A 23,062-nucleotide genomic window follows, 5' to 3' on the forward strand; every position below is an offset into this window, starting at 1 on the left:
ATGACGTTTTCAGCGTTTGTAGGTGGGGGTGACGAAGGGCAGGGTAGAGACGGTGACCGGCAGGTATTTGCCGCGAACCTCGGCATAGATCTGCGTCCCCGGCGCGGCGAAACCGACGGGCACATAGCCCATGGCCACAGGTCCTTCGACGCTCGGACCGAAGCCGCCGGAGGTGACTTCGCCGATCTCGGTTTTGCCCTCGGCGTCGGCATAAAGCTTGGCGTGGCCGCGTACCGGCGCCTTGCCCTCCGGCTTCAGACCGACGCGGCGGCGCGATGCGCCGCTGTCAAGCTCTGCAAGGATGCGGCTGGCGCCGGGAAAACCGCCGGCGCGGGCACCGCCGGTTTTGCGGGTCTTCTGGACTGCCCATTCGAGCGCGGCTTCCACCGGCGTCGTCGTCTGGTCGATATCGTTACCATAAAGGCAGAGCCCGGCTTCGAGACGCAGGGAGTCACGGGCGCCGAGGCCGATCGGCTGGACATCGGGATGCTCCAGCAGCCGCTTGGCAATATCCTCGGCCTTGTCGACCGGTACGGAAATCTCAAAGCCGTCTTCGCCGCTATAGCCGGAACGGGAGACGAGACAGGAAACGTCATGCAGGCGGCAATGGCGGACATCCATGAACTTCATATGGGCGAGATCGGCCCAGAGTTCGGCGAGAACCGAAACGGCACGCGGTCCCTGCAGTGCGAGCAGCGCGCGATCAAGTAAAGTGATTTCGCAGCTATCGCCGATATGATCTTGAAGATGCTTGAGATCTTCATCCTTACAGGCGGCGTTGACGACCACGAAAAGATAGTCGTCCATGTGGGTGATCATCAGATCGTCAAGAATGCCACCGTTATCATCGGTGAAGAAACCGTAGCGTTGACGACCTTCGGGAAGCCCGAGAATATCGACCGGCACAAGGCTTTCCAGCGCCAGTGCGGCATCCTCATACTTGCCGGAACGGGCACGGATCGTAACTTGCCCCATATGAGAGACGTCGAACACGCCGGCCGATGAGCGCGTCCAGAGATGCTCTTTGAGCACGCCCGCAGGATATTGAACCGGCATGTCATAGCCGGCGAACGGCACCATACGAGCACCGAACGACAGATGCAGGGCGTGAAGGGGTGTTTTCTTGAGGGCAGCGGTCTCGTCCAAATGACGCCTCCGGGGTTTGCGCTTAGCGCAGAGCTCAAAATTTCGGCGCGGCTGCGCCTTACGATGAGCCCCCTCTGTCTGTTTGCCTGAGATTGTTATCCCTTCGGCGAGCGCTTGCGCGCTTCTCTCCAGAGTTCCGTCTGCCCCTTGTTGGTCCTTTGGCCTGAGAGTTTCCGGGGCGGTTGCTCCTTCGGCACCGGCTTGCACCGGATTCTCCCAACAGGGTTGAGTGCCATTATCTGGTAGACGCTAAAGATGGCAAGGGGCAAATGTCGCCCTGAAACAAATTTTTGTCGTGTCCTTTGTTTGAGCAAATGCAGATGTGCGCGACCGATCGATGCAGGGGACTTTGCAATCCCGCTTCGAGAGGCTATCCCATGAGTTGAATAGAGGAGCCGGGCAGGAGACAATGATGAACCGTAAAATCGCCGCCGCATTGCTGATTTCGGCGACCGCACTTTCCTTCTCCGCTGCGACCGCCATGGCCCAGCAGAGCAATGACATGAGCAAAATGCCCGGGATGCACATGGATGCGGGCAAGGCGCCGGCGGGTTCGGCGGCAGCCAAGCTCGGCGACCTCGACATCAGCGGCGGTTATGTTCGCGCCATGCTGCCCGGCCAGCCTGTCGGTGGCGGCTACATCACCATCCACAATGGCGGCAGCAGCGACGACAAATTGACGTCCGTGACCTCTTCTGCCGCCGGGAAGGTGGAACTGCACGAGATGAAGATGCAAGGCGAGGTGATGAAGATGCGGGAAATCAAGGAAGGCATCGCCATTCCCGCCGGCGCCACCGTGACGCTTTCGCCAAATAGCATGCACATGATGTTCAAGCAGGTGAAGACGCCATTCAAGCAGGGCGGCACGGTGCCGGTGATGCTGATGTTCGATAAGGCGGGTATGGTCGATATCGACCTGCCGGTGGTTGCGCCGAACGCAAAATGAGGTTTGCGGGGCGCCGGGATGCATCGCTGACACAAAATTCCCGCCCGTAGATAATTCCGGTTTCCACTTTTCGTCGAAATGCTCTAAAGCCACCTCAAAAGGCCGGGATGACCCGGCCCCTTGGGGCAAGGCTGCCCCAGTCCTTTGATTTGGCATGATCTTGTCCGAAACCGTTTCGCGCTTTGGAATCATGTCGCGGTTCTTGAAAGAAGACGAATGGCCGGGATTGAGCATATAAAGGTCGAGCCCGACGAGGCTGGCATGCGCCTCGACCGCTGGTTCAAGGTACATTTTCCAGGGCTCGGCTTTGGCCAGTTGCAGAAGCTGATGCGCTCCGGCCAGGTACGCGTCGACGGCGGCCGCGTGAAGACGGACGCGCGTGTGCAGCCGGGACAGATGGTGCGTGTGCCGCCGCTCGACGTCGATGCCAAGGCGTCGAAGAGCGGCCCCATTGCCGGCAAGGAGCTGAAGCATTCCGGCGATGCCGAGCTTTTGGCGCGTATGCTGCTGCATGAGGACGACAAGGTCTATGTGCTGAACAAGCCGGCCGGCCTTGCCGTGCAGGGCGGCTCAGGCGTCAGCCGCCATATCGACAAGATGCTGGAAGCCTGGACGAGCCAGAAGGGCGAGAAGCCGCGTCTGGTGCATCGCCTCGACCGCGACACCTCAGGCGTCCTCGTGGTCGCCCGCACCCGTGGTGCCGCGCAGAAGCTGACGGCCGCCTTCCGCGAGCGCGACACCAAGAAGACCTATTGGTCGCTGGTGAAGGGCGTGCCGCGCAAGCACGAGGACAAGATCTCGACCTGGCTGGTGAAGGAAGCCACCGCCGATGGCGACCGGATGCGCATCGCCAAGCATGGTGAGGAGGGCGCCGATCACGCGGTCTCCTTTTACCGTGTCGTCGAAACCGCCGCCCAGCGTCTCGCCTGGCTGGAAATGGAGCCCTATACCGGCCGCACGCACCAGCTCCGCGTCCATGCGCTGCATATCGGCCATCCGATCATCGGCGATCCCAAATATTTCGAGGACGATCCGAATTGGGATTTTCCAGGCGGCGTTCAGAAGCGGTTGCATCTGCATGCTCGTCATATCGATATCCCGCATCCGAATGGCGGGCGCCTGCGCGTCACCGCGCCGCTGCCGCCGCATATGGTACAGACCTGGAACCTCCTCGGCTTTGACGAGGCATCGGCAGGGGAGCCGGACGACGAATGAGGCTGGTGCTTTTCGATTGCGACGGGACGCTGGTCGACAGCGCCCGGCTGATCCACGAAGTCATGGCGCGCACTTTCGTCGATTTCGGCTACAAGCGTCCCGATGTCGCCTCCACCAAGTCGGTCATCGGCCTGACGTTGGATATCGCCATTGCACGCATGCAGGGCAAGCCGCATGTCGATGACGAGGCGATCGCGATGACGGCGCATTACAAGTCGATCTTTACCGGCGTGCGCGACGAAGGGGATATGCAGACCCCGCTTTTCGACGGCATCAGACCGCTGATCGAAACACTGGCCGCCCACGATGAATTGCTGATCGGTGCCGTGACCGGCAAGTCCCGCCGCGGCTTGACGCATATTCTTGAAGTGAATGGCTTTACGCCCTATTTCGTGGTCTCGCGCACCGCCGATGATTGCCCCTCGAAGCCACATCCCGCGATGGTCACGGAATGCTGCAGCGAGACGGGCATGGACCCGCATGATACGATCGTGATCGGCGATGCGGTCTACGATATGCAGATGGCGAAAGCGGCGGGTGCGACTGCTATCGGTGTGGCCTGGGGTTATGCGTCAGTGGAAGAACTGCTGGCGGCAGGCGCCGACACGATCGCCCATCACCCGAACGACCTGTTGAGCCATATTCTGTGAGGTGACGCCATGCGCGACCTGTTGAACGACCTTTCCGAAGACCTGAGCCATCCCGACCCCATCCGCCGGGCACAGATCCAGATGAAGAAGCCGCTGCCGAAGCGTTTCTACAAGGATGTGAGTATCCGCGAGAGCGAAGACGGCCATGTGATCGAGCTGGACGGCAAGGTGGTCAAGACGCCCGCCCGCCGATCACTCGCCGTGCCGACCGAGGCGCTGGCAAAGCTGGTCGCAGCCGAGTGGGCGCGGCAGGTCGAGGTCATCGATCCGGCCATCATGCCGGTGACGCGCTTGGTCAACACGGCGCTCGATGGTGTGGCAACCGATAGCCAGGCGGTATTCGAGGACATCCTGCGCTTTTCCTCCAGCGACATGCTTTGCTATCGTGCCGATGGGCCGGAGCGCTTGGTAGAGCGGCAATCGGAGCAGTGGAACCCGCTGATCGATTGGGCCGCGCACGAACTCGGTGCCCGTTTCATCCTGGCCGAAGGCGTCATGCATCAGGAGCAGCCCCGCGAAGCGATTGCCGCGTTTGCCGTGACGCTGCGCAAATATGACACGCCGCTAGAACTCGCCAGCCTGCACACGATCACGACGCTGACGGGCTCGGCGATCCTGGCACTCGCTTTCGCCGAAGGCCGGCTGCCGCTCGACGAGGTGTGGTCGCTCGCCCATCTCGACGAGGATTGGACGATCGAACATTGGGGCCGCGACGACGAGGCAGAGCAGCGCCGCGCCCAGCGCTTCGAAGAGTTTCAGGCGGCCACGGATGTTTTTTCCGCGCTTCGTAGTTGAATATTGTTGATTTCCAGTCCGTTATATCGAACTCTGCATCTCACGGGTTGGGAATTTCGGGACGCGAATCATGGTATCGTTGAGGTCGGGTGCGGTATCGGCGCTCGCAGGATGTTTGGCGCTGGCGGCATGCTCGAGCTGGTCGCTCACGCCGAAGCCGTCAATCCCGGCCTATGACGTACGCAGTGCCACCGTCGTTGCCGATCAGGCTGTGCCGCCTGTTTCTCCTGCGCTGATTTCGGGCCTCAACGAACGCGTCAATGCCGCCATCGCCGTGACGACCCGCGATACACCCTTGCCGAAGGTGGCGCTCACCATCCGCCTGACGGACGTTCGCAAGGCAGGGAGCTTCAACCACGACCGCAACACGGCCAAGGTCAATATCGACGCCGCTTCGGTCGATACCGGCGCCGTGCTTGCCATTGCTTCCTTCGATACGTCGAATTTCACTCCGGACCCGATTGCGGCCGACAATCTGATGGCCGAGGACATCGCTGCCCGCATCCGCTCCATCTTCGTGCTGAAGACGCCATCGTTGGTGAACTGAGCCGACGGCTTCAAACGGCGGCTAGGCCATGCTAAGCCGGATAAGCGGAGAAGAGGGCCATCATGAAAGAGATCCTGCAGGAATTGGAACGTCGCCGTGAGATCGCAAGGCTCGGAGGCGGGCGGGCGCGTATCGATGCGCAGCATGCACGCGGCAAGCTGACGGCGCGCGAACGTATCGAAATCTTCCTCGATGAAGGCTCCTTCGAAGAGTTTGACATGTTCGTGGAACATCGCTCGATCGATTTCGGCATGGACAAGACCAAGATCGCCGGCGACGGCGTCGTCACCGGCTGGGGCACCGTCAATGGCCGCACCGTTTTCCTCTTCGCCAAGGATTTCACGGTTTTCGGCGGCTCGCTTTCGGAAGCGCATGCCGAGAAGATCATGAAGGTCCAGGACATGGCGCTGAAAAACCGCGCGCCGATTATCGGTATCTATGATGCCGGCGGCGCGCGAATTCAGGAAGGCGTGGCCGCGCTCGGCGGCTATGCCGAGGTATTCCAGCGCAACGTGCTCTCCTCCGGCGTCATTCCGCAGATCTCGATCATCATGGGCCCCTGTGCCGGCGGTGATGTCTATTCGCCGGCTATGACCGACTTCATCTTCATGGTGCGCGATACGTCCTACATGTTCGTCACCGGCCCGGACGTGGTGAAGACCGTCACCAACGAAACTGTGACGTCTGAGCAGCTCGGCGGCGCCTCGGTGCATACGACGAAATCCTCGATCGCCGACGCTGCCTATGACAACGATATCGACACGCTGCTGCAGGTGCGCCGGCTCATCGATTTCCTGCCTCAGTCGAATACCGCTGATCTCCCGGAGATCGAGTGCTATCAATCGGTCACAGATCCCGACGCCTCGCTCGACACGCTGATCCCGGCCAATGCCAACAAGCCCTACGACATCAAGGAGTTGATCCTGAAGGTGGCGGATGAGGGCGATTTCTTCGAGATCCAGGCCAGCTTCGCCAAGAATATCGTCTGTGGCTTCGGTCGCATCGAGGGAGCGACGGTCGGCTTCGTCGCCAATCAGCCGATGGTGCTGGCGGGCGTGCTCGACAGCGACGCGTCGCGCAAGGCGGCACGTTTCGTGCGCTTCTGCGATTGCTTCAATATCCCGATCGTCACCTTTGTCGACGTGCCCGGCTTTCTGCCGGGAACCGCGCAGGAATATGGCGGGTTGATCAAGCATGGCGCCAAGTTGCTCTTTGCCTATGCCGAAGCCACCGTGCCGAAACTCACCGTCATCACTCGCAAGGCTTTCGGCGGCGCCTACGACGTCATGGCGTCGAAACATCTTCGCGGTGACCTGAACTATGCCTGGCCGACGGCACAGATCGCCGTCATGGGTGCCAAGGGCGCGGTCGAGATCATCTTCCGCAAGGATATCGCCGATCCCGATAAGATTGCGGCGCATACGAAGATGTATGAGGACCGTTTCCTGTCACCTTTCGTCGCCGCCGAGCGCGGGTATATCGACGAAGTGATCATGCCGCACTCGACGCGGCGGCGGCTGGCACAGGGGCTCAGAATGCTGCGCAACAAGGATCTGACCAATCCCTGGAAGAAGCACGATAATATTCCCCTTTAAATATGTGACAACAAGTCACGGATTCTACACGGAAAATTGATTGGGTGTCAGAAGCCGTGTCTTCACCTTCGCCTACATACAAACTAATGGTGACTCTAGAAAGCTAAACTGGAGTAAAATATGACACTTTCCGAACGCTTGAATCAATATCAGCCTTATGCCTTGACTGTGCTGCGCATCATAATCGGCCTACTGTTTATGGAGCATGGGATGCAGAAGCTTTTCGGCTTCCCGGCTGGTGGTCATGGCGATGGTCCGCTGCCGACACTGATGCTGGTTCAGGGCATTCTGGAAGCCTTCGGCGGCCTGGCAATTTTCCTCGGCCTGTTCACGCGCCCGGTTGCGTTCATTCTGGCCGGCAATATGGCGGTTGCCTATTTCATGGCGCATCAGCCGAAGGACTTCTTCCCGGTCAACAACGGTGGCGACGCAGCCATCCTGTTCTGCTTCGTCTTCCTGTTCTTGATCTTCTCAGGCCCGGGCCCTCTGGCTGTCGACAATCGCAGCAAATAACATGCAATCGCCGGGCTTGGATCGACATTCCGAGCCCGGCGAATAATTTCGCCGTTCGCGTGTTGACTCCGATATCAGCAGAAAGCGACCATATTCCCTAGAGGTACAGGCCGCCTTCTCAGTTCAGACGGAGATTTTCATGCCGGTTTTCGAGCGCCTGTCGCAGCATCAGCCCGCCGCCCTTGCGGTCCTCAGAATCGTGACCGCGCTGTTGTTCTTCGAACACGCCACGCAAAAGCTCTTCGATTTCCCCCCGGCACCTTTTGAAATCTCGACACTGTTTTTCGTAGCCGGGGTGATCGAACTCATCGGCAGCATTCTGATTTTACTCGGGCTCTTCACCCGGCCCGTCGCCTTCATCCTCAGCGGTGAAATGGCCTTCGCCTATTTCATGGTGCACATGCCGATCGATTTTTTCCCTGCCAACAATCAGGGCGACGGCGCGGTGCTCTTCTGCTTCATCTTCCTGTACATGGTGTTTGCGGGACCGGGCCGCTGGGCGCTGGACAACCTCCAGCGCTCATGATGCCAATTAAGGCTCAGGCGACGAGCTTGAGTCCGGCAATGCCTGCTACGATCAGGCCGATACAGAACAGGCGAACGAGGGTCGCGGGGTCGCCCAGCAGCCAGATGCCAAGCAGGACAGTGCCGACCGTGCCGATACCGGTCCAGACGGCGTAGGCCGTTCCCATCGGCAAGGTCTTCACCGCAAGGCCAAGCAGCACGACGCTCGCCACCATAGAGATGACGGTGAGACCCGTTGGGATCGGCCGTGTGAAGCCATCGGTATATTTCAGGCCGACGGCCCAGCCGATTTCAAATAGACCTGCGAGAAAAAGCAGGAACCAAGCCATGTTACGCTCCTTTTTAAGAGCGAGGCCGTCCCCGCGGTGTCTTACGGCCGGAAATCCGGTGCCGACCGCCGCAGTCGTCTGCGCGGGGGAATATATGCCTCAGTTGAATCGCTCTTTCAAGTTGGGGAGCGCATGGCTGCTATGCCACCCGTTTCACGCCAGCCGTTCGGCATGCCACTTGAGGTGATCGTCCATGAAGCTGGAGATGAAATAGTAGGAGTGATCGTAGCGCTCGTGCATGCGCAGCGTCAGGTCGATGCCGGTGCCTTTGATCGCTTCTTCGAACAACCATGGACGCAGGCCGGTTTCGAGGAAGCCATCGGCTTTGCCCTGATCGATCAGAAACTCCGGGAAACGTGCGCCGTCCTCGACCAAGGCACAGGCGTCGTATTTGCGCCAGGCGGCCTTATCGGCACCGAGATATTTCTCAAGCGCCGGCGCCGACCAGTCGGCGGTCGAGGGCTGCACGATCGGCGCAAAGGCAGAGCAGCTCTTGAAGCGATCCGGATTCTTCAGCGCAATCGTCATCGCACCGTGGCCGCCCATGGAATGGCCGAAAATGCCTTGCCGGCTCATATCCATGCGGAACTGCTGGCTGACGAGGGCGGGCAGTTCCTCGGTGATGTAGGTGTACATCCGGTAGTTCTCGGCCCAGGGCTCTTCGATGGCGTCGAGATAGAAGCCTGCGCCTTTGCCCATCTGCCAATTGGTCAGTTCGTCAGGAATATCATTGCCACGCGGGCTGGTGTCCGGGCAAACAATGATCAGGCCGAGTTCGGCGGCCATGCGGCGATATTCGCCTTTTTCCATCACATTGGCATGCGTGCAGGTAAGACCGGAGAGATACCAGACGACCGGGCAGGGCTCCTTGATCGCTTGCGGCGGCACGAAGACCGCGAAGGTCATCTCGCACTGGCAGGCCTCCGATTCATGCGAAAAGACACCCTGCATGCCGCCGAAAGCGGTGTTCTGGGAAATGATGTTCAAGGCTGACCTCCAGGCGGATTATGAGCTTTGGCACGCCGGCAAAGGCGATCGAACGTTTCGAGAAAGGCGGAGCGGTCGCGTGGCGAGAAAGCGGCATTGTAGCCTTTGCTCTCGCCGGTCTCGCGCAGATGTGCGCCGAGATCGCGCATCGCGGTGACCATGCCGATATTGGTATTGTCAAAAATGCGGCCGGTTGGTCCGGTCACCAGCGCGCCGGAGGCGACGCAGCGACCGGCGAGTGGCACATCCGCCGTGACGACGATGTCGCCGGAACCGGCATGTTCGGCGATCCAATTGTCGGCGGCGTCAAAAGCGTTGGAGACGATAATATTCTTCACCATCGGATCGCGTGAGGGTCTGAGGCCCGAATTGGCGACGAGCGTCACCTCGATGCCGTGGCGCTCGGCCACTTTCAAAATTTCCGGCTTGACCGGACAGGCATCGGCATCGACATAGATCATGGGAGCAGAAGTTGCTTCATTGGAGAGCGCTGCGCATCCGGCCGAACGCGCAGTCGCGGTTTAGCGAAGTCCGCCATCAGGGGCCAGACCTATTCCCTTAATGTGCCCGCTTTTTTCGCCACCCAGGTTGCCAGAACGTCCATAAGCGTTGGGTTCAGGCAATCGTAAGGCTCAAGGCGAAGTTCCTTCAGCTGGCTGCGAACGGAGGCCATGGCGGATGGCGGCGTTCCCGACTCGATGATCGACGAGACGAACGCGGCGAAGGTGGGTTCGGGCCAGCCGCTCTCCTGAAAACGCTCGGGATGAATGAAATCCAGACCTTTGAAGGCATGGTCGCGCTCTACCGGGCCGTACATGTGCACGCCGCACGCCTTGCAGGCGTGCCGCTGGATCAAGGCGTCGGGATCAACGACCGCGAGCTTGTCGCCATTTTCCAGGACCTTGACGTTTTCATGCGGTGTGACGGCGACGATCGAAAAGGCTGCGCCGTTCGGCTTCCAGCATTTCGTGCAGCCGCAGGCGTGGTTATGAGCAATCCCGCCGGTGATGGCGACTTTGACCGGGCGATCGGTGCAGGCGCAGACCAGCGTCCCACCGCTGAAATTCGCCTGTCCCGCCTTCACTCCGCCGTCGAGCGCCGGGTGTATCGATACCTGACTTGGCATGTTCAGCTTCCTCCTCCTTGGTTGCCCACGGCCCCCAAATCTGGATCGATTTGCGAAAAGGCCGTGTGCTATTCAAAGTCGTGCGACATTCTCCCGTGTCGTCGTCTTGATCGACGATCGTCTTAGTAAAGCACCACGCCCCTGACACTCTTTCCCGAATGCATGAGCTCAAAACCCTTGTTGATGTCTTCGAGCGGCATGGTGTGGGTGATCATCGGATCGATCTGGATCTTGCCCTCCATGTACCAGTCGACGATCTTCGGAACATCGGTGCGGCCACGCGCGCCACCGAAGGCCGTGCCCATCCAGCTACGCCCAGTGACGAGCTGGAACGGACGCGTCGAAATCTCCTGGCCGGCGCCGGCAACGCCGATGACAACGGACTTGCCCCAGCCGCGATGCGAGGCTTCCAGCGCCTGGCGCATCACCTTGGTATTGCCGGTGCAGTCGAAGGTATAATCCGCCCCGCCGATCTGATCGGCACCACGCTTCGTCATGTTGACGAGGTAAGGCACGATGTCGTCGCCGACCTCCTTCGGATTGACGAAATGCGTCATGCCGAAGCGCTCGCCCCAGGCCTTCTTGTCATTGTTGAGATCGACGCCAATGATCATGTCGGCACCGGCGAGCTTCAGACCCTGGATGACGTTGAGGCCAATACCGCCGAGACCGAAGACGATGGCGGTTGCGCCGATCTCCACCTTGGCGGTGTTGATGACCGCACCGATGCCGGTCGTCACCCCGCAGCCGATGTAGCAGATCTTGTCGAAGGGGGCGTCCGGGTTGACCTTGGCAACGGCAATCTCCGGCAGCACCGTATAATTGGCGAAGGTCGAGCAGCCCATATAGTGATGGATCTTGTCCTTGCCGATCGAAAAACGCGAGGTGCCGTCCGGCATCAGCCCCTGGCCCTGGGTGGAGCGGATCGCGGTGCAGAGATTGGTCTTGCGCGACAGGCACGACGGGCATTCGCGGCATTCGGGCGTATAAAGCGGAATGACGTGATCGCCCTTCTTCACCGAGGTGACACCGGGGCCGACATCGACGACGATGCCGGCACCTTCATGGCCGAGGATCGCCGGAAACAGGCCTTCCGGATCGGCGCCTGAGAGCGTGAAATCGTCGGTATGGCAGATGCCGGTCGCCTTGACCTCGACCAGCACTTCGCCGGCCCTTGGGCCTTCGAGCTGAACGGTCATGACTTCCAGCGGTTTACCGGCGGCAACGGCTACGGCGGCGCGTACGTCCATTGTTTCCTCCCTCCTAAATTAATGATTTGATTAGCGCGACATTGGCATGGTCGCGCCGGATGGCTCAAGCGAAAAATCAGGTGTTTCGTAGCGAATACGGATTAGGCGAATTCCATGATCACGGCGTCGACCGCAAGGCTCTCGCCCGGCTTCGCATTGATCTTGCCGACGACCAAGTCGCGCTCGGCGCGCAGGACGTTCTCCATCTTCATCGCCTCGACAATCGCCAGCGTTTCGCCGGCCTTGACCTCCTGGCCTTGCGCAACGGCAATAGCGACGACGAGGCCAGGCATGGGGCAAAGCAGGAGCTTCGACGTATCCGGCGGCAGTTTGACCGGCATCAGTTTGTCGAGTTCCGCCTGGCGCGGCGTAAAGACCTTGGCGCGGATCGAAAGTCCCTGCCAGTCGATGCGCAGCCCGTTGAGGAAAGGACGGATTTGCGCCGTCACTTTCCGACCACCGACCGTTCCGGCCCAGACGGCATCGCCCGGACGCCAATCGGTCGCGACCGCCAAAGTCCCGCCGTTGATCTGCATATCCATCTCGAATGGGATGGTCACGAGCCCATCCTGCAGCGTCACCGGAACATAATCCGCGCCGAGCTTGACCACCCACTGTTCGCGCAGCGGCCCCGCCGCCGGCCGCAGCCTGTCGGCATAACGTTCGCGGCGGTTGGCATCGATAAGGCCACAAGAGAGTGCGACGGCGGCAAGTATTGCGGATTCGCTTTTCTCCGGCATCATCGGCGCGAAACCGTCCGGATATTCCTCGGCGATAAAGCCCGTGGAAAGGCGGCCCTCGCGCCAGCGCGGATGTTTCATCAGTGCAGACAGGAACGGCACGTTATGTTCGATGCCATCAACGACGAAACCGTCCAGTGCTTCGCCCATAGCCTCGACAGCTTCAAGCCGCGTCGGCGCCCAGGTGCAGAGTTTGGCGATCATCGGGTCATAATACATGGAGATTTCAGCGCCTTCGAAGACGCCGGTATCGTTGCGGATGATGGTATTGCCGCTCTTGCCCTCGCGCGGCGGACGATAGCGCGTCAGCCGGCCGATCGAGGGCAGGAAATTTCGATAGGGGTCTTCGGCATAGAGGCGGCTTTCGATCGCCCAGCCGTTCAGCTTGATATCGTCCTGGGCAAAAGGCAGTTCTTCGCAGGCGGCGACGCGGATCATCTGTTCGACAAGATCGATGCCGGTGACAAGCTCCGTAACCGGATGCTCGACCTGCAAGCGGGTATTCATCTCAAGGAAATAGAAATTGCGGTCGCGGTCGACGATGAACTCGACCGTCCCGGCGCTCTGGTAATCGACCGCCTTGGCGAGTGCGACGGACTGTTCGCCCATGGCTCTGCGTGTGGCCTCGTCGAGGAAAGGCGAGGGCGCCTCTTCGGCAACCTTCTGATTCCGGCGCTGGATCGAGCATTCACGCTCGCCGAGATAGACGACATTGCCGTGGCCATCCGCCAGCACCTGGATTTCGATGTGCCGCGGATCGACCACGAATTTCTCGATGAAGACGCGATCGTCGCCGAAGGAGCTTTTCGCCTCCGAGCGTGCGCGCGCGAAACCGTCGCGCACTTCGTCGTCACTCCAGGCGATGCGCATGCCTTTGCCGCCACCGCCGGCCGAAGCCTTGATCATCACGGGATAACCGATCTCGGCGGCGATCTTTTCGGCATGGTCGGCATCGTCGATAACGCCGAGATAGCCGGGCACGGTGGAAACCTTGGCGGCATTGGCGAATTTCTTCGATTCGATCTTATCGCCCATGGCTCTGATCGCCTTCGGCTTCGGACCGATGAAGATGATGCCCTGTTTCTCCAGCGCCTCGCAAAAGGAGGCGCGCTCGGAGAGGAACCCATAGCCTGGGTGCACAGCTTCGGCGCCGGTCTCCTCGCAGGCGGCGATGATCTTTTCGGCAACGAGATAGCTTTCGGCCGCGGGGGCGGCACCGATATGCACGGCCTCGTCGGCCATTTCGACATGCAGGGCGTCACGATCGCCGTCGGAATAGACTGCCACCGTCAGGATCCCCATCCGACGCGCCGTCTTGATGACGCGACAGGCGATCTCGCCCCGGTTGGCGATCAGGATTTTCTTGAACATGGAAACTCCGCCCAATGCATAGCCCTATCAGCGTTTTAGCCATAAATCGCGCCGGCGGTCCATGCGGAAGATGGGCGTATTCAGGCCGATTTCATCGATCGCGACTGAACACGCTCGCGCCAGATGATGAAGAGGCCCGATCCAACGATGATCAGGATGCCGATCCATTTGGAAATATTCGGAAAGTCCCCGAATAACGCATAGCCCAAAATGGTTGCCGAGATGATCTCGAAATATTGAAAGGGCGCCAGCAGCGATAGCGGTGCCAGCCGAAAGGCGCGGACGATCAGCATGTGCGCATAGCCGGAGATCGTGCCGAGAATCAGCAGCAATGCGAGGCCGAGCCAGGAAGCGGGCAGGGACGGCGTGAAATCGGCAACGCCAGCCGATGCCCCTATCCAAAGCGCGCCTGCCATGAAGATCGTGCCGCCGATTCCGGCCATCGTCTGCATGGTCAACGGCGAATCCGCCTCGCCAACGGCACGGTTCATGAAGAGATAAAGCGCGTAGAGAAAGGCGCAGGCGACCGGCAGCAGGGCCTTCCAGCCGAAAATCTCGAAGCTTGGCTGAATGACGATCATCGCACCGCCGAAGCCGACCACGATTGCCAGCCAGCGCCGCCAGCCGACCTTATCGCCAAGAAACAGTGCCGAAAGGGCTGTGAGGATGAAGGGTTCGACGAAATAGATCGCGAAGACATCGGCAAGCGGCATGTATTTCACCGCCACGAAGAACAGCAGGCTTGCCGCGCCGTGCAGCGCGCCGCGCAACAGGTTCATCCAGGGTCGCTTGGCCGAAAGCGCGGCCCATCCGAAGACGGCGAAGAGCGGCGGCAGGGTGCAGACGAGCTGGAAGAAGAAACGATAGAAGGTCACCTGTCCCGGCGACATCGCCTCGAAGGTTGCCATGTATTTGGCGATTGCGTCCATCACCGGCAGCACGATCATGGCACTGGCCATGATGGCCATACCTTGCAGCGGATTCTGTTGGGCGGGGACGGCTGATATTTGGGACATGACGGGCCATCAAACACAGGAACCTCGTCCGATCAAGATGTGGTATCAAGCTCCGTTGCCATTTCATCACACCATTGGGCGCAAAACGCCGGACTTTCCCAATTCGGCCATATCGCGGTGGCGGCATGACGCCCCTAGACCTATGTCTGGTAAGTAAATCCGCTAGAAAAAGCGGGCGCGCCGTCAAAAACTTACCGGCGTGACCAAAACAAGGATCGCACCGATGTTGAAGACGGAACAAGAGACGACCGTTTTTTCGGATGAAGGCGACGATACTCTGGGCGGGCGCCTTTCCATGGCCCGCGACGCCGCTGGCATCAGCCTCGAATCGCTGGCAAGCCAATTGGGCGTGAGGCAGGAGACGATGATCGCCTGGGAATCGGACCGCTCGGAACCGCAACCATCCGTTCTGGTCAAAATGGCCGCCATGTTCGGCGTTTCGCCGAGCTGGCTGATGACCGGAACCGGCGATGGACCGGGAGAGGATAGCGACCAACGCGCCCTGGAAGCCGTAAAAATCGAACTTTCGCGCCTGCGCTCCGCACATCAGGAAATCGGCCTGCTCATCGAGACGACGACCCGGCAGATCGAAAGGCTCGACCATCAAATCCGGCTACGCAATGTCAGCAAGGACGTCGCGCACTAAGCCTCATTAAGGCTCTCATTGGCGGTGTCGCCGAATATCTGCTCGAAAGCTTCGCGCAGGCGGATATCGACATCCGCCATCATCACCGGCAAGCCGAGGTCGACGAGGCTGGTGACCCCATAAGCAGAAATTCCGCAGGGCACGATGCCCGAGAAATGGCTGAGATCGGGATCGACGTTCAGCGATAGGCCGTGAAACGTCACCCATTTGCGTACACGGATGCCCAGGGCGGCGATCTTGTCTTCAGACATGGTGCCATCCGGCAGCAGCGGTTTCTCCGGACGGCGCACCCAGACGCCGACACGATCCTCACGCCGCTCGCCGCGGACATTCATCGAATCAAGGGTCCTGATGATGACTTCTTCCAACGCTGCGACGAAGGCGCGGATATCCTGGCGCCGGCGCTTCAGATCCAGCATGACATAGGCGACGCGCTGGCCGGGGCCGTGATAGGTATATTCGCCGCCGCGCCCGGTCGCGAAGACCGGAAAACGATCGGGCTCGATGAGATCGGCCGCATTGGCGCTGGTGCCCGCAGTATATAGAGACGGATGCTCGACCAGCCAGACAAGCTCCGGCGCCAGACCTTCGCCGATCGCTGCCACTTCCTTCTCCATGGTCGCCACCGCTTCGTCATAGGGCACGAGTCCATCGGCGATACGCCAGCGCACGGGCGGCGAGCCGGCGAGCGGAAGCATTTGGTGTTGGAGATCGGTGCGTAGCATCAGCCAGTCCTTTGCGCCTGTTCGGCAGACAGCTCTCTTGGAAATTTGGCGCGCCGATAGGTTATCCACATATGGAGCCATTTGGATAAGAATTCAAACATCTACGAGACCGATGCCGTGAATCCAAAGGCGCGCTCATGGGCGCTGTGTGGGAATGTTAAAAAATCTGACATATCGCTCTTGTGCCCCCCGAATGCTTTTGCTACATGCAGCCGCGCCGGAGCAATCCGGCCCTACCACGATGCGGTCGTGGCGGAATTGGTAGACGCGCAGCGTTGAGGTCGCTGTGGGGCAACCCGTGGAAGTTCGAGTCTTCTCGACCGCACCAAGAAAACCCGCTTCGGCGGGTTTTTTGCTTTCTGGCGTTCGGTGTCCCGCGTTAGAACAATGCTTGGGACACATTGACCCTCTCGATTGCTCCAAGTGCAAGTTTTCAGCGTTCCGGATTTGATTCGACGTGCCGAATTCGTCTTCTGCCGCTGCTTCAGTGTCCTACATTCCCTGTGGAGCACGTTCGGCTCCAGGGCGGGCCTGATTCTATCCGCACAACAAATGCGGACGAGTCACAAAAGTGCCAAGGCAACCCCTGTGCCACCTATAGCAGGCGGTGCAGCGCACGCCTTGGGAAGCGGTCCTTGGGCTTGCGCCGCGTCTAATACTGTAGCCAAGCGATTTGCCGTCAGCAAAATCAACCTTCATTTCGGCTTCGGGATACGTGCCAGTGCGTACCCACTTAACGGTCGCTTTTGCCGAGCCGATTTCATTGCCGGAGCAGAAGACGGGGAAGACCGCTTGGTCGTGCTGAAACCTTGAAGATTTCCCGGTGCACCAGACTTTGCCGGAATCGACCGCAAAAACTTGCCCCTCTCTTGTCGGTAGGGTGGCCCGGAAGCGATGCGCGGCACTCGCACGGGCAGATGAATCCTGTCTATAGGACGTGTCATCTCCCGTGGCGGCCTGGGACGTTGCGCTGAATGCCAAGAGCACCATAAAAAACAAAAGAGACAGGTTTTTTCGCACCGGTGTTACTGCCCAGACCAATTGGAACCTTTTGACAAAAACATTCTCTCGAATCCTCACAGAGTACGGACGCGATAATGGATCAGAGCATATAAGAGAGCATCTCGTAAGCGTCGTCGAGTGCAGCTTCCTGCGTTCGAAATTTTCTGCTGGGCCGGCTTCTGTCCTCGTTCAAATGAATGACATAGATCCAACGGCCAAATCGCACTTCTTTTGTTTCGATTTTGTATTCAAAAGGAATTTCAATAGGCGGCATTCGTATTCCATCTCTAAGCTTGCAATAAGAAAGATGGTTACTATTCGGTTAATGTAGCCGCAATCGAAACCTCCGAAATTGGTTGATGGACGAGGTTAACGGCGGTGCGGCAGATGGTGTTTCGTCTCGCCGATCATTTGGGCATCTCCTGCCGGCGATCGGCGCCGCCGCGTCCTTTGAGAGTTGCACATCAGAGGATGATACCATCTTCGATAGATATTTCCGTACAGTTACCGTTCATGTTCTTCCCCATATGGTGTCGTTGCTCGCCCACGACTCGTGCGTCAATTGACAATCGAAAGGGCGGGATGATTAATAGTTTCGACATTCGTCATAGAGCGGAGGATTTGCCAATGACCAGTCGTGCCATCCTGTTGATGTCTTTTGCGTCTCTTGCAGTTGTGGGCTCGATGGCCCTCTCATCACCGGCTTCTGCGCTGACCATGAAAGAGTGCAGCACCAAGTATCAGGCCGCCAAGCAAGCCGGCACCCTGAACGGCCAGACGTGGAATGATTTCCGTGCTTCGCAGTGCGCTGCTGACGCAAGTGCTGCCACCACGGCACCGACGACCACTGCGCCGGCAAAGACCACCACCACCGCCAAGACGACGGCGGCTGCCAAGCCTGCTACCGATGAGCCGGATGCCGCCAACCCGCCGGCCAAGGAGCCGCCGAAGGCAACGACTGCAGCGCCGGCTGGCGTAACCTTCCCGAAGGCTGTCGATCCGAAGTATGCAAGCGAAACGCCCGGCAAGGGCCGCTTCCACACCTGCGTCGACGCCTACAACGACAACAAGGCCAAGAACACGCTTAACGGCCTGAAGTGGATCCAGAAGGGCGGCGGCTATTACAGCCTCTGCAACACCAAGCTCAAGGGCTAATCTGCCGCTTCATGCAGACAATCCGGCGGGCGCCTCAAGGGCGCCCGCATTTTTATGTGCGGACATTGATACGCAGACACATTTGCATGGGGACGGGGGATCAGGCCTTCGCTTTTTCCCATTTCTTCACCAGCCGGTCGCGCTTCAATTTCGAAAGCCGCTGCAGCCAGAACAGACCGTCGAGCTGGTCGACTTCATGCTGGATGCAGATGGCAAGAAAGCCTTCGGCTTCGGCCTCGTGAGTGTGACCGTCGATATCCTGATAGCGAAAGCGGATCGCTTTCGGCCTGACGATCTCGTCCGTAAGGCCGGGCATGGAGACGCTGCCCTCCATGTGCCGCATCGTCTCCTCGGAAAACCAGATAATCTCCGGATTGATATAGGTGCAAGCCCCGTCCTCGCGGCTGAGTTCGATCACGGTGACGCGCTGAAGCACGCCGATATGGGCGGCGGTGATTCCGACGCCGGGGGCGGCGCGCATGGTATCCAGGAGATCGGCGGCGAGCCCGTGCAAGCCGTCGTCGAAGACGGTGACAGGAGCGCAGGCTGTTTTCAACAAGGGGTCGGGGAAGCGGATAATGGGACGGACTGACACGGCACTCTCTGTTAACGGGACGACATGTTCGCGGCCTAAGGATAGGGGCAAGACGCCGCGGGCGCCACCGTCTTACAGACGCGATACAAATTGTTAGCTTTCCCGCCTATCCAATTGTTGACAATCAGCTTTTTGCCGTCATTCTCCTTGAACAGAAGCAAGAAGGGAGGCGGCAAATGACGACGACCGACGAAGACGAACGCACTCGCAACGCCTCCACGAAAACCAATCCAGACATCTACGACGAGGACGGTGTTGTCCGCTCCGATTTCCTGACCGAGGTCAACGACGCCATCGAGCGAGGCGACACTCCGTTCCTGCAACAAAATGTCGTCCGGCTGCACGAATCGGAGCTCGGCGACCTCTTGGAATCGCTGCCTGCCGATCAACGTTTGGCCCTGGTGCAATTGCTCGGCGACGACTTCGATATGACGGCGCTGACGCAAGTGGACGACGCGATCCGTATGGAGATCGTCGACCAGTTACCGAACGACCAGATCGCCGCCGGCATCGGCGAGCTCGATTCGGACGATGCCGTCTACATTCTCGAAGACCTGGACCAGGAAGACCGTGACGAGATCCTCTCGCAACTGCCGTTCACCGAGCGCGTGCGGCTGCGGCGCGCCCTCGATTATCCCGAGAGTTCAGCCGGCCGCCGCATGCAGACGGAATTCGTCGCCGTGCCGCCGTTCTGGACGGTCGGCCAGACGATCGACTACATGCGCGAAGAGGAGGGGCTTCCGGAAGCCTTCACCCAGATCTTCGTCATCGATCCGACTTTCAAGCTGCTCGGCAGCGTCGATCTCGACCGCATCTTGCGGGCCAAGCGGCAGACGAAGGTCGAGAGCATCATGCGCGAGACCTCGCATCCGATTCCGGCCGTGATGGACCAGGAAGAGGCCGCGCAGGTCTTCGAACAATATGACCTGCTGTCTGCCGCTGTCGTCGACGAAAACGACCGCCTCGTCGGTGTATTGACCATCGACGACGTGGTCGACGTCATCCATGAAGAGGCGGACGAAGACATCAAGCGCCTGGGCGGCGTCGGCGACGAAGAGCTGTCCGACAATATCACCTCTACGGTGCGCTCACGCTTTGTCTGGCTGGCGGTCAATCTGATCACGGCGATACTTGCATCCAGCATTATCGATGTCTTCGACGGTGCTATCGAGAAAATGGTTGCGCTTGCCGTGCTGATGCCGATCGTCGCCTCGATGGGCGGCAATGCCGGCACACAGACGATGACGGTTACCGTGCGCGCGCTCGCAACCGGCGACCTCGACATCTACAATGCCTTCCGCGTCATCCGGAGAGAGGCGGGCGTCGGCTTTCTCAACGGCATCCTCTTCGCGATCATCATGGGTGCGATCGCTACCTTCTGGTTCCATGATTTCCAGCTCGGCATCGTCATCGGCGCGGCAATGATCATCAATCTCGTCGCGGCCGCCCTTGGCGGTATCCTGCTGCCCTTGGTGCTGCACCGATTCGGCGCTGACCCAGCCATTGCCTCGTCGGCATTCGTCACTACGGTCACGGATTGTACGGGATATTTTTCGTTCCTGGGTCTGGCAACCTGGTGGTTTTCCATTCACTTAGGCCGCTAGGCCTTTGAATTCAAGGCATCTTTGAAGATCGAAAGTCCGTCGCCGCCGGGCTGAAATTGACTATTACGTAAAAGTCAATATTATAGGCCCTGGACCAGAGAGGCGGACTATTGTTGGACAGGTTTTATAGCATAACGGAGCTGACGCGGGAATTCGGCGTTTCCACCCGCACATTGCGTTTCTACGAGGATGAAGGTCTTATCCATCCCGAGCGCAGGGGCCGCACGCGCCTTTTCCGGCCAGCCGACCGCCGTCTGATCCAGGAAATCCTGCGCGGCCGCCGCATCGGCTTCACCATCGCCGAAATCCGCGAGATCATTCAGGTCTATAAGGAGCCGCCAGGCGAGATCGGCCAGTTGAAGCTCCTGATGAAGCGCGTCGACGAAAAGCGCGAGGAACTGCGCCAGAAGCGCAAGGATATCGAAGACACGCTGACCGAACTCGACAATGTCGAAGAAGCCTGCCTCGGCCGCCTGGCTGAGATTGGTGTGGGGACCTGATTACTACCGTCAAAGCATAAGGCACATCATCGCCGCCACAATTCTAACGAGAATGCTTTGTAGATAACCGAGCATTCACAGAAGGTTATGGCGTATGGCGGCAAGGTTTAGCTTCGTCTTCGCGATGGGCATCGCGCTCGTTCCGTTCAATGTCGGGAATACTCAAGCGGCCGATAACGACAATGCCGATATCCCGGTTGCCTACGCCCTTTTGCTGGACGGCAAGGATGCGATCTATGGCCAACTCGATTGCCAAATTCATGTTCGCTGCCTGCTTATCGACAATCAGGACACTCACGTTCAGCTAAGCGTTACCATCGATTCGAATCGATATTTGGCGGGCGACATCAGCGTCCGGTGCGGTGACCTCGGCTGCTCTTTTCGGGCTTGGAAAACATCGACCCGGCTGGAAGGGGTTTCTGATGGGAAAAAAGGTCGTGAATTCGATCTTTATGCCGGTGAAAATGATTCAGTCGCGATGGATCTCGTGCAACGTACGAGAACAAAGATCGGTCGGATTTTACTCCTCGCTGAATACCGATAAGCAGCGACTGCGGGCACCTCCCGCTTTCAGATCCAGCGCCGCGTACGCTTGCAATAGAACTCAAATTCGCAGCCGAAGCGGGAGAGCAGGTGCATTTCCTCGCAGCGGATGACCAGCGGTGTGGTCAGCGCCGCCGCTACGGCGGCCATGGCGACGAACCAGAGATTGCCGATCATCAGGCCGAGGCCTGCCGTCAGCAGGCTGTAGCCAAGATAGGTGGGGTTGCGGGTGAAGCGGAACGGGCCCTTGGTCACCAGATGCGCCGTGCAGCGCTGCGTCAACACGGTCGTGCGGCTTTCGAACAGCGTCTTCACTGCCCAAACATTCAAGGTGACCGCAGCAATCGTCAAAAGGGCGCCCATGCCCCAAGCGATGACAGCCCCAAGATAGGGCAGCCGCACGGGATAATCTTCATTCAAGTAAAGCGCTGCTATAACTGTAAGACTATAAATTAAAGGCGGCCATGGAAAACTCAGCGACTTGGAACGATAGGCATTCATAGAATAACCCTGTCATTGCGCTTGCTCCGAGCACTGTAACGCGATTCGGTTTATTCGTTCATCGCTATCTGCTTTGATTGCCCCGGATTCCAGGGGCGAAAAGAGGTTTTGCGCCTGTAATTTATCAAGCGTGCATTGGCAGAAGCTGCGGCACATGGTTTCGCTGCCGGATCGCACGCAAGAGGCCTGGCATTGCCTGAGATAGGTAAGCGTGGGATCAGGGGCCGGCGCGGGCGCGACCAGCGACAGAAGGTAAACGAGACCGAAGAGCACCGGCTGGTGGACAAGGTAGAAAGCCAGGCTGTGGCGGCCGATGCGGGCGATCAGGTTGCGGCCAGGGCCGAGCTTCGCCAATGACCGCAGCCATCCCAAGGATAGGGCCAGTTGGGCGATACCGAGCCCAAAGAGGAATGGCGTCAGCCAGGGGAAGACCGGTACGTAGTCGTTCGAGCGCGGCAGGTTATCCGACAAGCCGAGCCAGTAGAGCCAGGGCTGGTCGAACACAGCGGAATGCAGCGAAAGCGGAGCAATGACATTGTCGACGATAATGCCGGCGCCAAGCAGCACTGCTATCAGCAGCGTTGCGAAAGCCGGCAGGCGCAGGAAGAGCAGGCCGATAATGCTGGCGGCGGCGATGCTGTGAAGGATGCCGAAGAATATCCATTCGTCGCGCATGCCGATGAAGGTGACGACGGAGATCGCTACCGCAGCGGCGACGATCATGCCGAGGCGCTTGAAATAGGGGCGCCAGCGAATTTCAGGCGTGTTGGCAAGCACAAGGCTGAAGCCGGCCAGAAACAAGAAAGTGCTCGCAATGGCGCGGGCGTAAATTTTCAGCCAGCCGGTCTCCGCCGTGCCCGGTTCGAGATAGCCGAAAAACTCGAAATCCCAGGTGCAATGATAGCTCGCCATCGCCAGAAGCGCGATGCCGCGGGCCGTATCCAGAATGCCGATGCGGGGCATCTTCTGCGGCGCATCGATGCTCTCGGCGATAACGGCCATTGGCAGGTCCTTCCAGGCATGAATTTAAATCTTGACCG

Annotated in this window: 25 protein-coding genes, 1 tRNA gene and 1 riboswitch; of the genes, 14 read left to right on the forward strand and 12 right to left on the reverse strand. The window is 59.3% G+C overall.

The features are described from left to right. Positions 1-9: 9 nt before the first annotated feature. Positions 10-1,146 (reverse strand): glycine cleavage system aminomethyltransferase GcvT, encoded by a 1,137-nt coding sequence (gene gcvT / locus QD357_RS00360; RefSeq protein ID WP_107108160.1) that lies wholly within the window; start codon positions 1,144-1,146, stop codon positions 10-12. A gap of 141 nt (positions 1,147-1,287) precedes the next feature. Beyond that, positions 1,288-1,375, reverse strand: a riboswitch (glycine riboswitch). A gap of 183 nt (positions 1,376-1,558) precedes the next feature. On the opposite strand from gcvT, the gene QD357_RS00365 reads away from it, so the two are divergent. The 8 genes from QD357_RS00365 to QD357_RS00400 all read left to right on the forward strand — a co-directional run bounded on the left by QD357_RS00365 (position 1,559) and on the right by QD357_RS00400 (position 7,933). After that, positions 1,559-2,092: a copper chaperone PCu(A)C gene (locus QD357_RS00365; RefSeq protein ID WP_107108159.1), complete on the forward strand. Its 534-nt coding sequence runs from the start codon at positions 1,559-1,561 to the stop codon at positions 2,090-2,092. A 216-nt stretch (positions 2,093-2,308) separates the two neighbouring features. Beyond that, on the forward strand, positions 2,309-3,307 hold the full coding sequence (locus QD357_RS00370; RefSeq protein ID WP_107108158.1) for an RluA family pseudouridine synthase: 999 nt from the start codon (positions 2,309-2,311) through the stop codon (positions 3,305-3,307). After that, positions 3,304-3,957, forward strand: coding sequence for an HAD-IA family hydrolase (locus QD357_RS00375; protein WP_107108157.1), 654 nt, complete (start codon positions 3,304-3,306; stop codon positions 3,955-3,957). Before QD357_RS00370 ends, QD357_RS00375 begins: the two co-directional genes overlap by 4 nt. Before the next feature lie 9 nt (positions 3,958-3,966). Next, entirely contained in the window at positions 3,967-4,752 is a 786-nt protein-coding gene (locus tag QD357_RS00380; protein ID WP_107108156.1) for an ATP12 family chaperone protein, read from the forward strand. 70 nt (positions 4,753-4,822) lie between these two features. Further along, positions 4,823-5,299 (forward strand): hypothetical protein, encoded by a 477-nt coding sequence (locus QD357_RS00385; RefSeq protein ID WP_107108155.1) that lies wholly within the window; start codon positions 4,823-4,825, stop codon positions 5,297-5,299. 62 nt (positions 5,300-5,361) lie between these two features. Then, complete coding sequence (locus tag QD357_RS00390; protein ID WP_107108154.1) at positions 5,362-6,894, forward strand: acyl-CoA carboxylase subunit beta; 1,533 nt, start codon at positions 5,362-5,364, stop codon at positions 6,892-6,894. A 120-nt stretch (positions 6,895-7,014) separates the two neighbouring features. Further along, on the forward strand, positions 7,015-7,407 hold the full coding sequence (locus QD357_RS00395) for a DoxX family protein (RefSeq protein WP_183940800.1): 393 nt from the start codon (positions 7,015-7,017) through the stop codon (positions 7,405-7,407). 139 nt (positions 7,408-7,546) lie between these two features. Next, a complete protein-coding gene (locus QD357_RS00400; RefSeq protein ID WP_183940798.1) occupies positions 7,547-7,933 on the forward strand; it encodes a DoxX family protein in 387 nt (128 codons plus the stop codon). 13 nt (positions 7,934-7,946) lie between these two features. Here QD357_RS00400 and sugE read toward each other — a convergent pair whose 3' ends face one another. The 7 genes from sugE to QD357_RS00435 form a co-directional block, all read right to left on the reverse strand. Then, on the reverse strand, positions 7,947-8,261 hold the full coding sequence (gene sugE / locus QD357_RS00405; protein WP_183940795.1) for a quaternary ammonium compound efflux SMR transporter SugE: 315 nt from the start codon (positions 8,259-8,261) through the stop codon (positions 7,947-7,949). A 153-nt stretch (positions 8,262-8,414) separates the two neighbouring features. Further along, positions 8,415-9,248, reverse strand: coding sequence for an S-formylglutathione hydrolase (gene fghA, locus QD357_RS00410; RefSeq protein WP_183940793.1), 834 nt, complete (start codon positions 9,246-9,248; stop codon positions 8,415-8,417). Continuing rightward, positions 9,245-9,709 (reverse strand): YaiI/YqxD family protein, encoded by a 465-nt coding sequence (locus QD357_RS00415; protein WP_183940790.1) that lies wholly within the window; start codon positions 9,707-9,709, stop codon positions 9,245-9,247. Before QD357_RS00415 ends, fghA begins: the two co-directional genes overlap by 4 nt. A gap of 89 nt (positions 9,710-9,798) precedes the next feature. Further along, on the reverse strand, positions 9,799-10,374 hold the full coding sequence (gfa, locus tag QD357_RS00420; protein ID WP_183940787.1) for an S-(hydroxymethyl)glutathione synthase: 576 nt from the start codon (positions 10,372-10,374) through the stop codon (positions 9,799-9,801). Positions 10,375-10,496: 122 nt separating this feature from the next. Next, entirely contained in the window at positions 10,497-11,624 is a 1,128-nt protein-coding gene (locus QD357_RS00425) for an S-(hydroxymethyl)glutathione dehydrogenase/class III alcohol dehydrogenase (RefSeq protein ID WP_414123936.1), read from the reverse strand. A gap of 101 nt (positions 11,625-11,725) precedes the next feature. Continuing rightward, positions 11,726-13,735, reverse strand: coding sequence for an acetyl/propionyl/methylcrotonyl-CoA carboxylase subunit alpha (locus QD357_RS00430; RefSeq protein ID WP_107108099.1), 2,010 nt, complete (start codon positions 13,733-13,735; stop codon positions 11,726-11,728). A gap of 80 nt (positions 13,736-13,815) precedes the next feature. Further along, the gene (locus tag QD357_RS00435; protein WP_107108098.1) at positions 13,816-14,751 is read right to left on the reverse strand and encodes a DMT family transporter; all 936 of its coding nucleotides are present in this window, start codon (positions 14,749-14,751) and stop codon (positions 13,816-13,818) included. Between the two features lie 223 nt (positions 14,752-14,974). On the opposite strand from QD357_RS00435, the gene QD357_RS00440 reads away from it, so the two are divergent. Then, positions 14,975-15,397 carry a helix-turn-helix domain-containing protein gene (locus QD357_RS00440; RefSeq protein WP_107108097.1) on the forward strand — a complete coding sequence of 141 codons (423 nt, stop codon included), beginning with the start codon at positions 14,975-14,977 and terminating at the stop codon, positions 15,395-15,397. Here QD357_RS00440 and lipB read toward each other — a convergent pair. After that, entirely contained in the window at positions 15,394-16,122 is a 729-nt protein-coding gene (gene lipB, locus QD357_RS00445) for a lipoyl(octanoyl) transferase LipB (RefSeq protein WP_107108096.1), read from the reverse strand. The genes QD357_RS00440 and lipB overlap by 4 nt on opposite strands. Before the next feature lie 243 nt (positions 16,123-16,365). On the opposite strand from lipB, the gene QD357_RS00450 reads away from it, so the two are divergent. Beyond that, a tRNA-Leu gene (locus QD357_RS00450) sits at positions 16,366-16,450 on the forward strand. A 1,301-nt stretch (positions 16,451-17,751) separates the two neighbouring features. Further along, positions 17,752-18,279 carry a hypothetical protein gene (locus tag QD357_RS00455; protein WP_107108095.1) on the forward strand — a complete coding sequence of 176 codons (528 nt, stop codon included), beginning with the start codon at positions 17,752-17,754 and terminating at the stop codon, positions 18,277-18,279. A 100-nt stretch (positions 18,280-18,379) separates the two neighbouring features. Here QD357_RS00455 and QD357_RS00460 read toward each other — a convergent pair whose 3' ends face one another. Continuing rightward, positions 18,380-18,874 carry a peptide deformylase gene (locus QD357_RS00460; protein WP_107108094.1) on the reverse strand — a complete coding sequence of 165 codons (495 nt, stop codon included), beginning with the start codon at positions 18,872-18,874 and terminating at the stop codon, positions 18,380-18,382. Positions 18,875-19,050: 176 nt separating this feature from the next. On the opposite strand from QD357_RS00460, the gene mgtE reads away from it, so the two are divergent. From mgtE to QD357_RS00475, 3 genes are all read left to right on the forward strand, one after another. Continuing rightward, positions 19,051-20,478 carry a magnesium transporter gene (gene mgtE / locus QD357_RS00465; RefSeq protein WP_107108093.1) on the forward strand — a complete coding sequence of 476 codons (1,428 nt, stop codon included), beginning with the start codon at positions 19,051-19,053 and terminating at the stop codon, positions 20,476-20,478. Positions 20,479-20,591: 113 nt separating this feature from the next. Next, positions 20,592-20,978, forward strand: coding sequence for a MerR family transcriptional regulator (locus QD357_RS00470; RefSeq protein WP_104823169.1), 387 nt, complete (start codon positions 20,592-20,594; stop codon positions 20,976-20,978). A gap of 94 nt (positions 20,979-21,072) precedes the next feature. Continuing rightward, positions 21,073-21,522, forward strand: coding sequence for a hypothetical protein (locus QD357_RS00475; RefSeq protein ID WP_146143991.1), 450 nt, complete (start codon positions 21,073-21,075; stop codon positions 21,520-21,522). Positions 21,523-21,548: 26 nt separating this feature from the next. Here QD357_RS00475 and QD357_RS00480 read toward each other — a convergent pair whose 3' ends face one another. Together QD357_RS00480 and QD357_RS00485 are read right to left on the reverse strand one after the other, a co-directional pair. Then, the gene (locus QD357_RS00480) at positions 21,549-22,022 is read right to left on the reverse strand and encodes a methyltransferase family protein (protein WP_107108091.1); all 474 of its coding nucleotides are present in this window, start codon (positions 22,020-22,022) and stop codon (positions 21,549-21,551) included. Between the two features lie 12 nt (positions 22,023-22,034). Then, on the reverse strand, positions 22,035-23,024 hold the full coding sequence (locus QD357_RS00485) for a DUF1624 domain-containing protein (RefSeq protein ID WP_107108090.1): 990 nt from the start codon (positions 23,022-23,024) through the stop codon (positions 22,035-22,037). Between the last annotated feature and the right edge of the window lie 38 nt (positions 23,025-23,062).

This window comes from Rhizobium sp. BR 317, from assembly GCF_047445835.1.
Lineage (GTDB): Bacteria > Pseudomonadota > Alphaproteobacteria > Rhizobiales > Rhizobiaceae > Rhizobium > Rhizobium paranaense.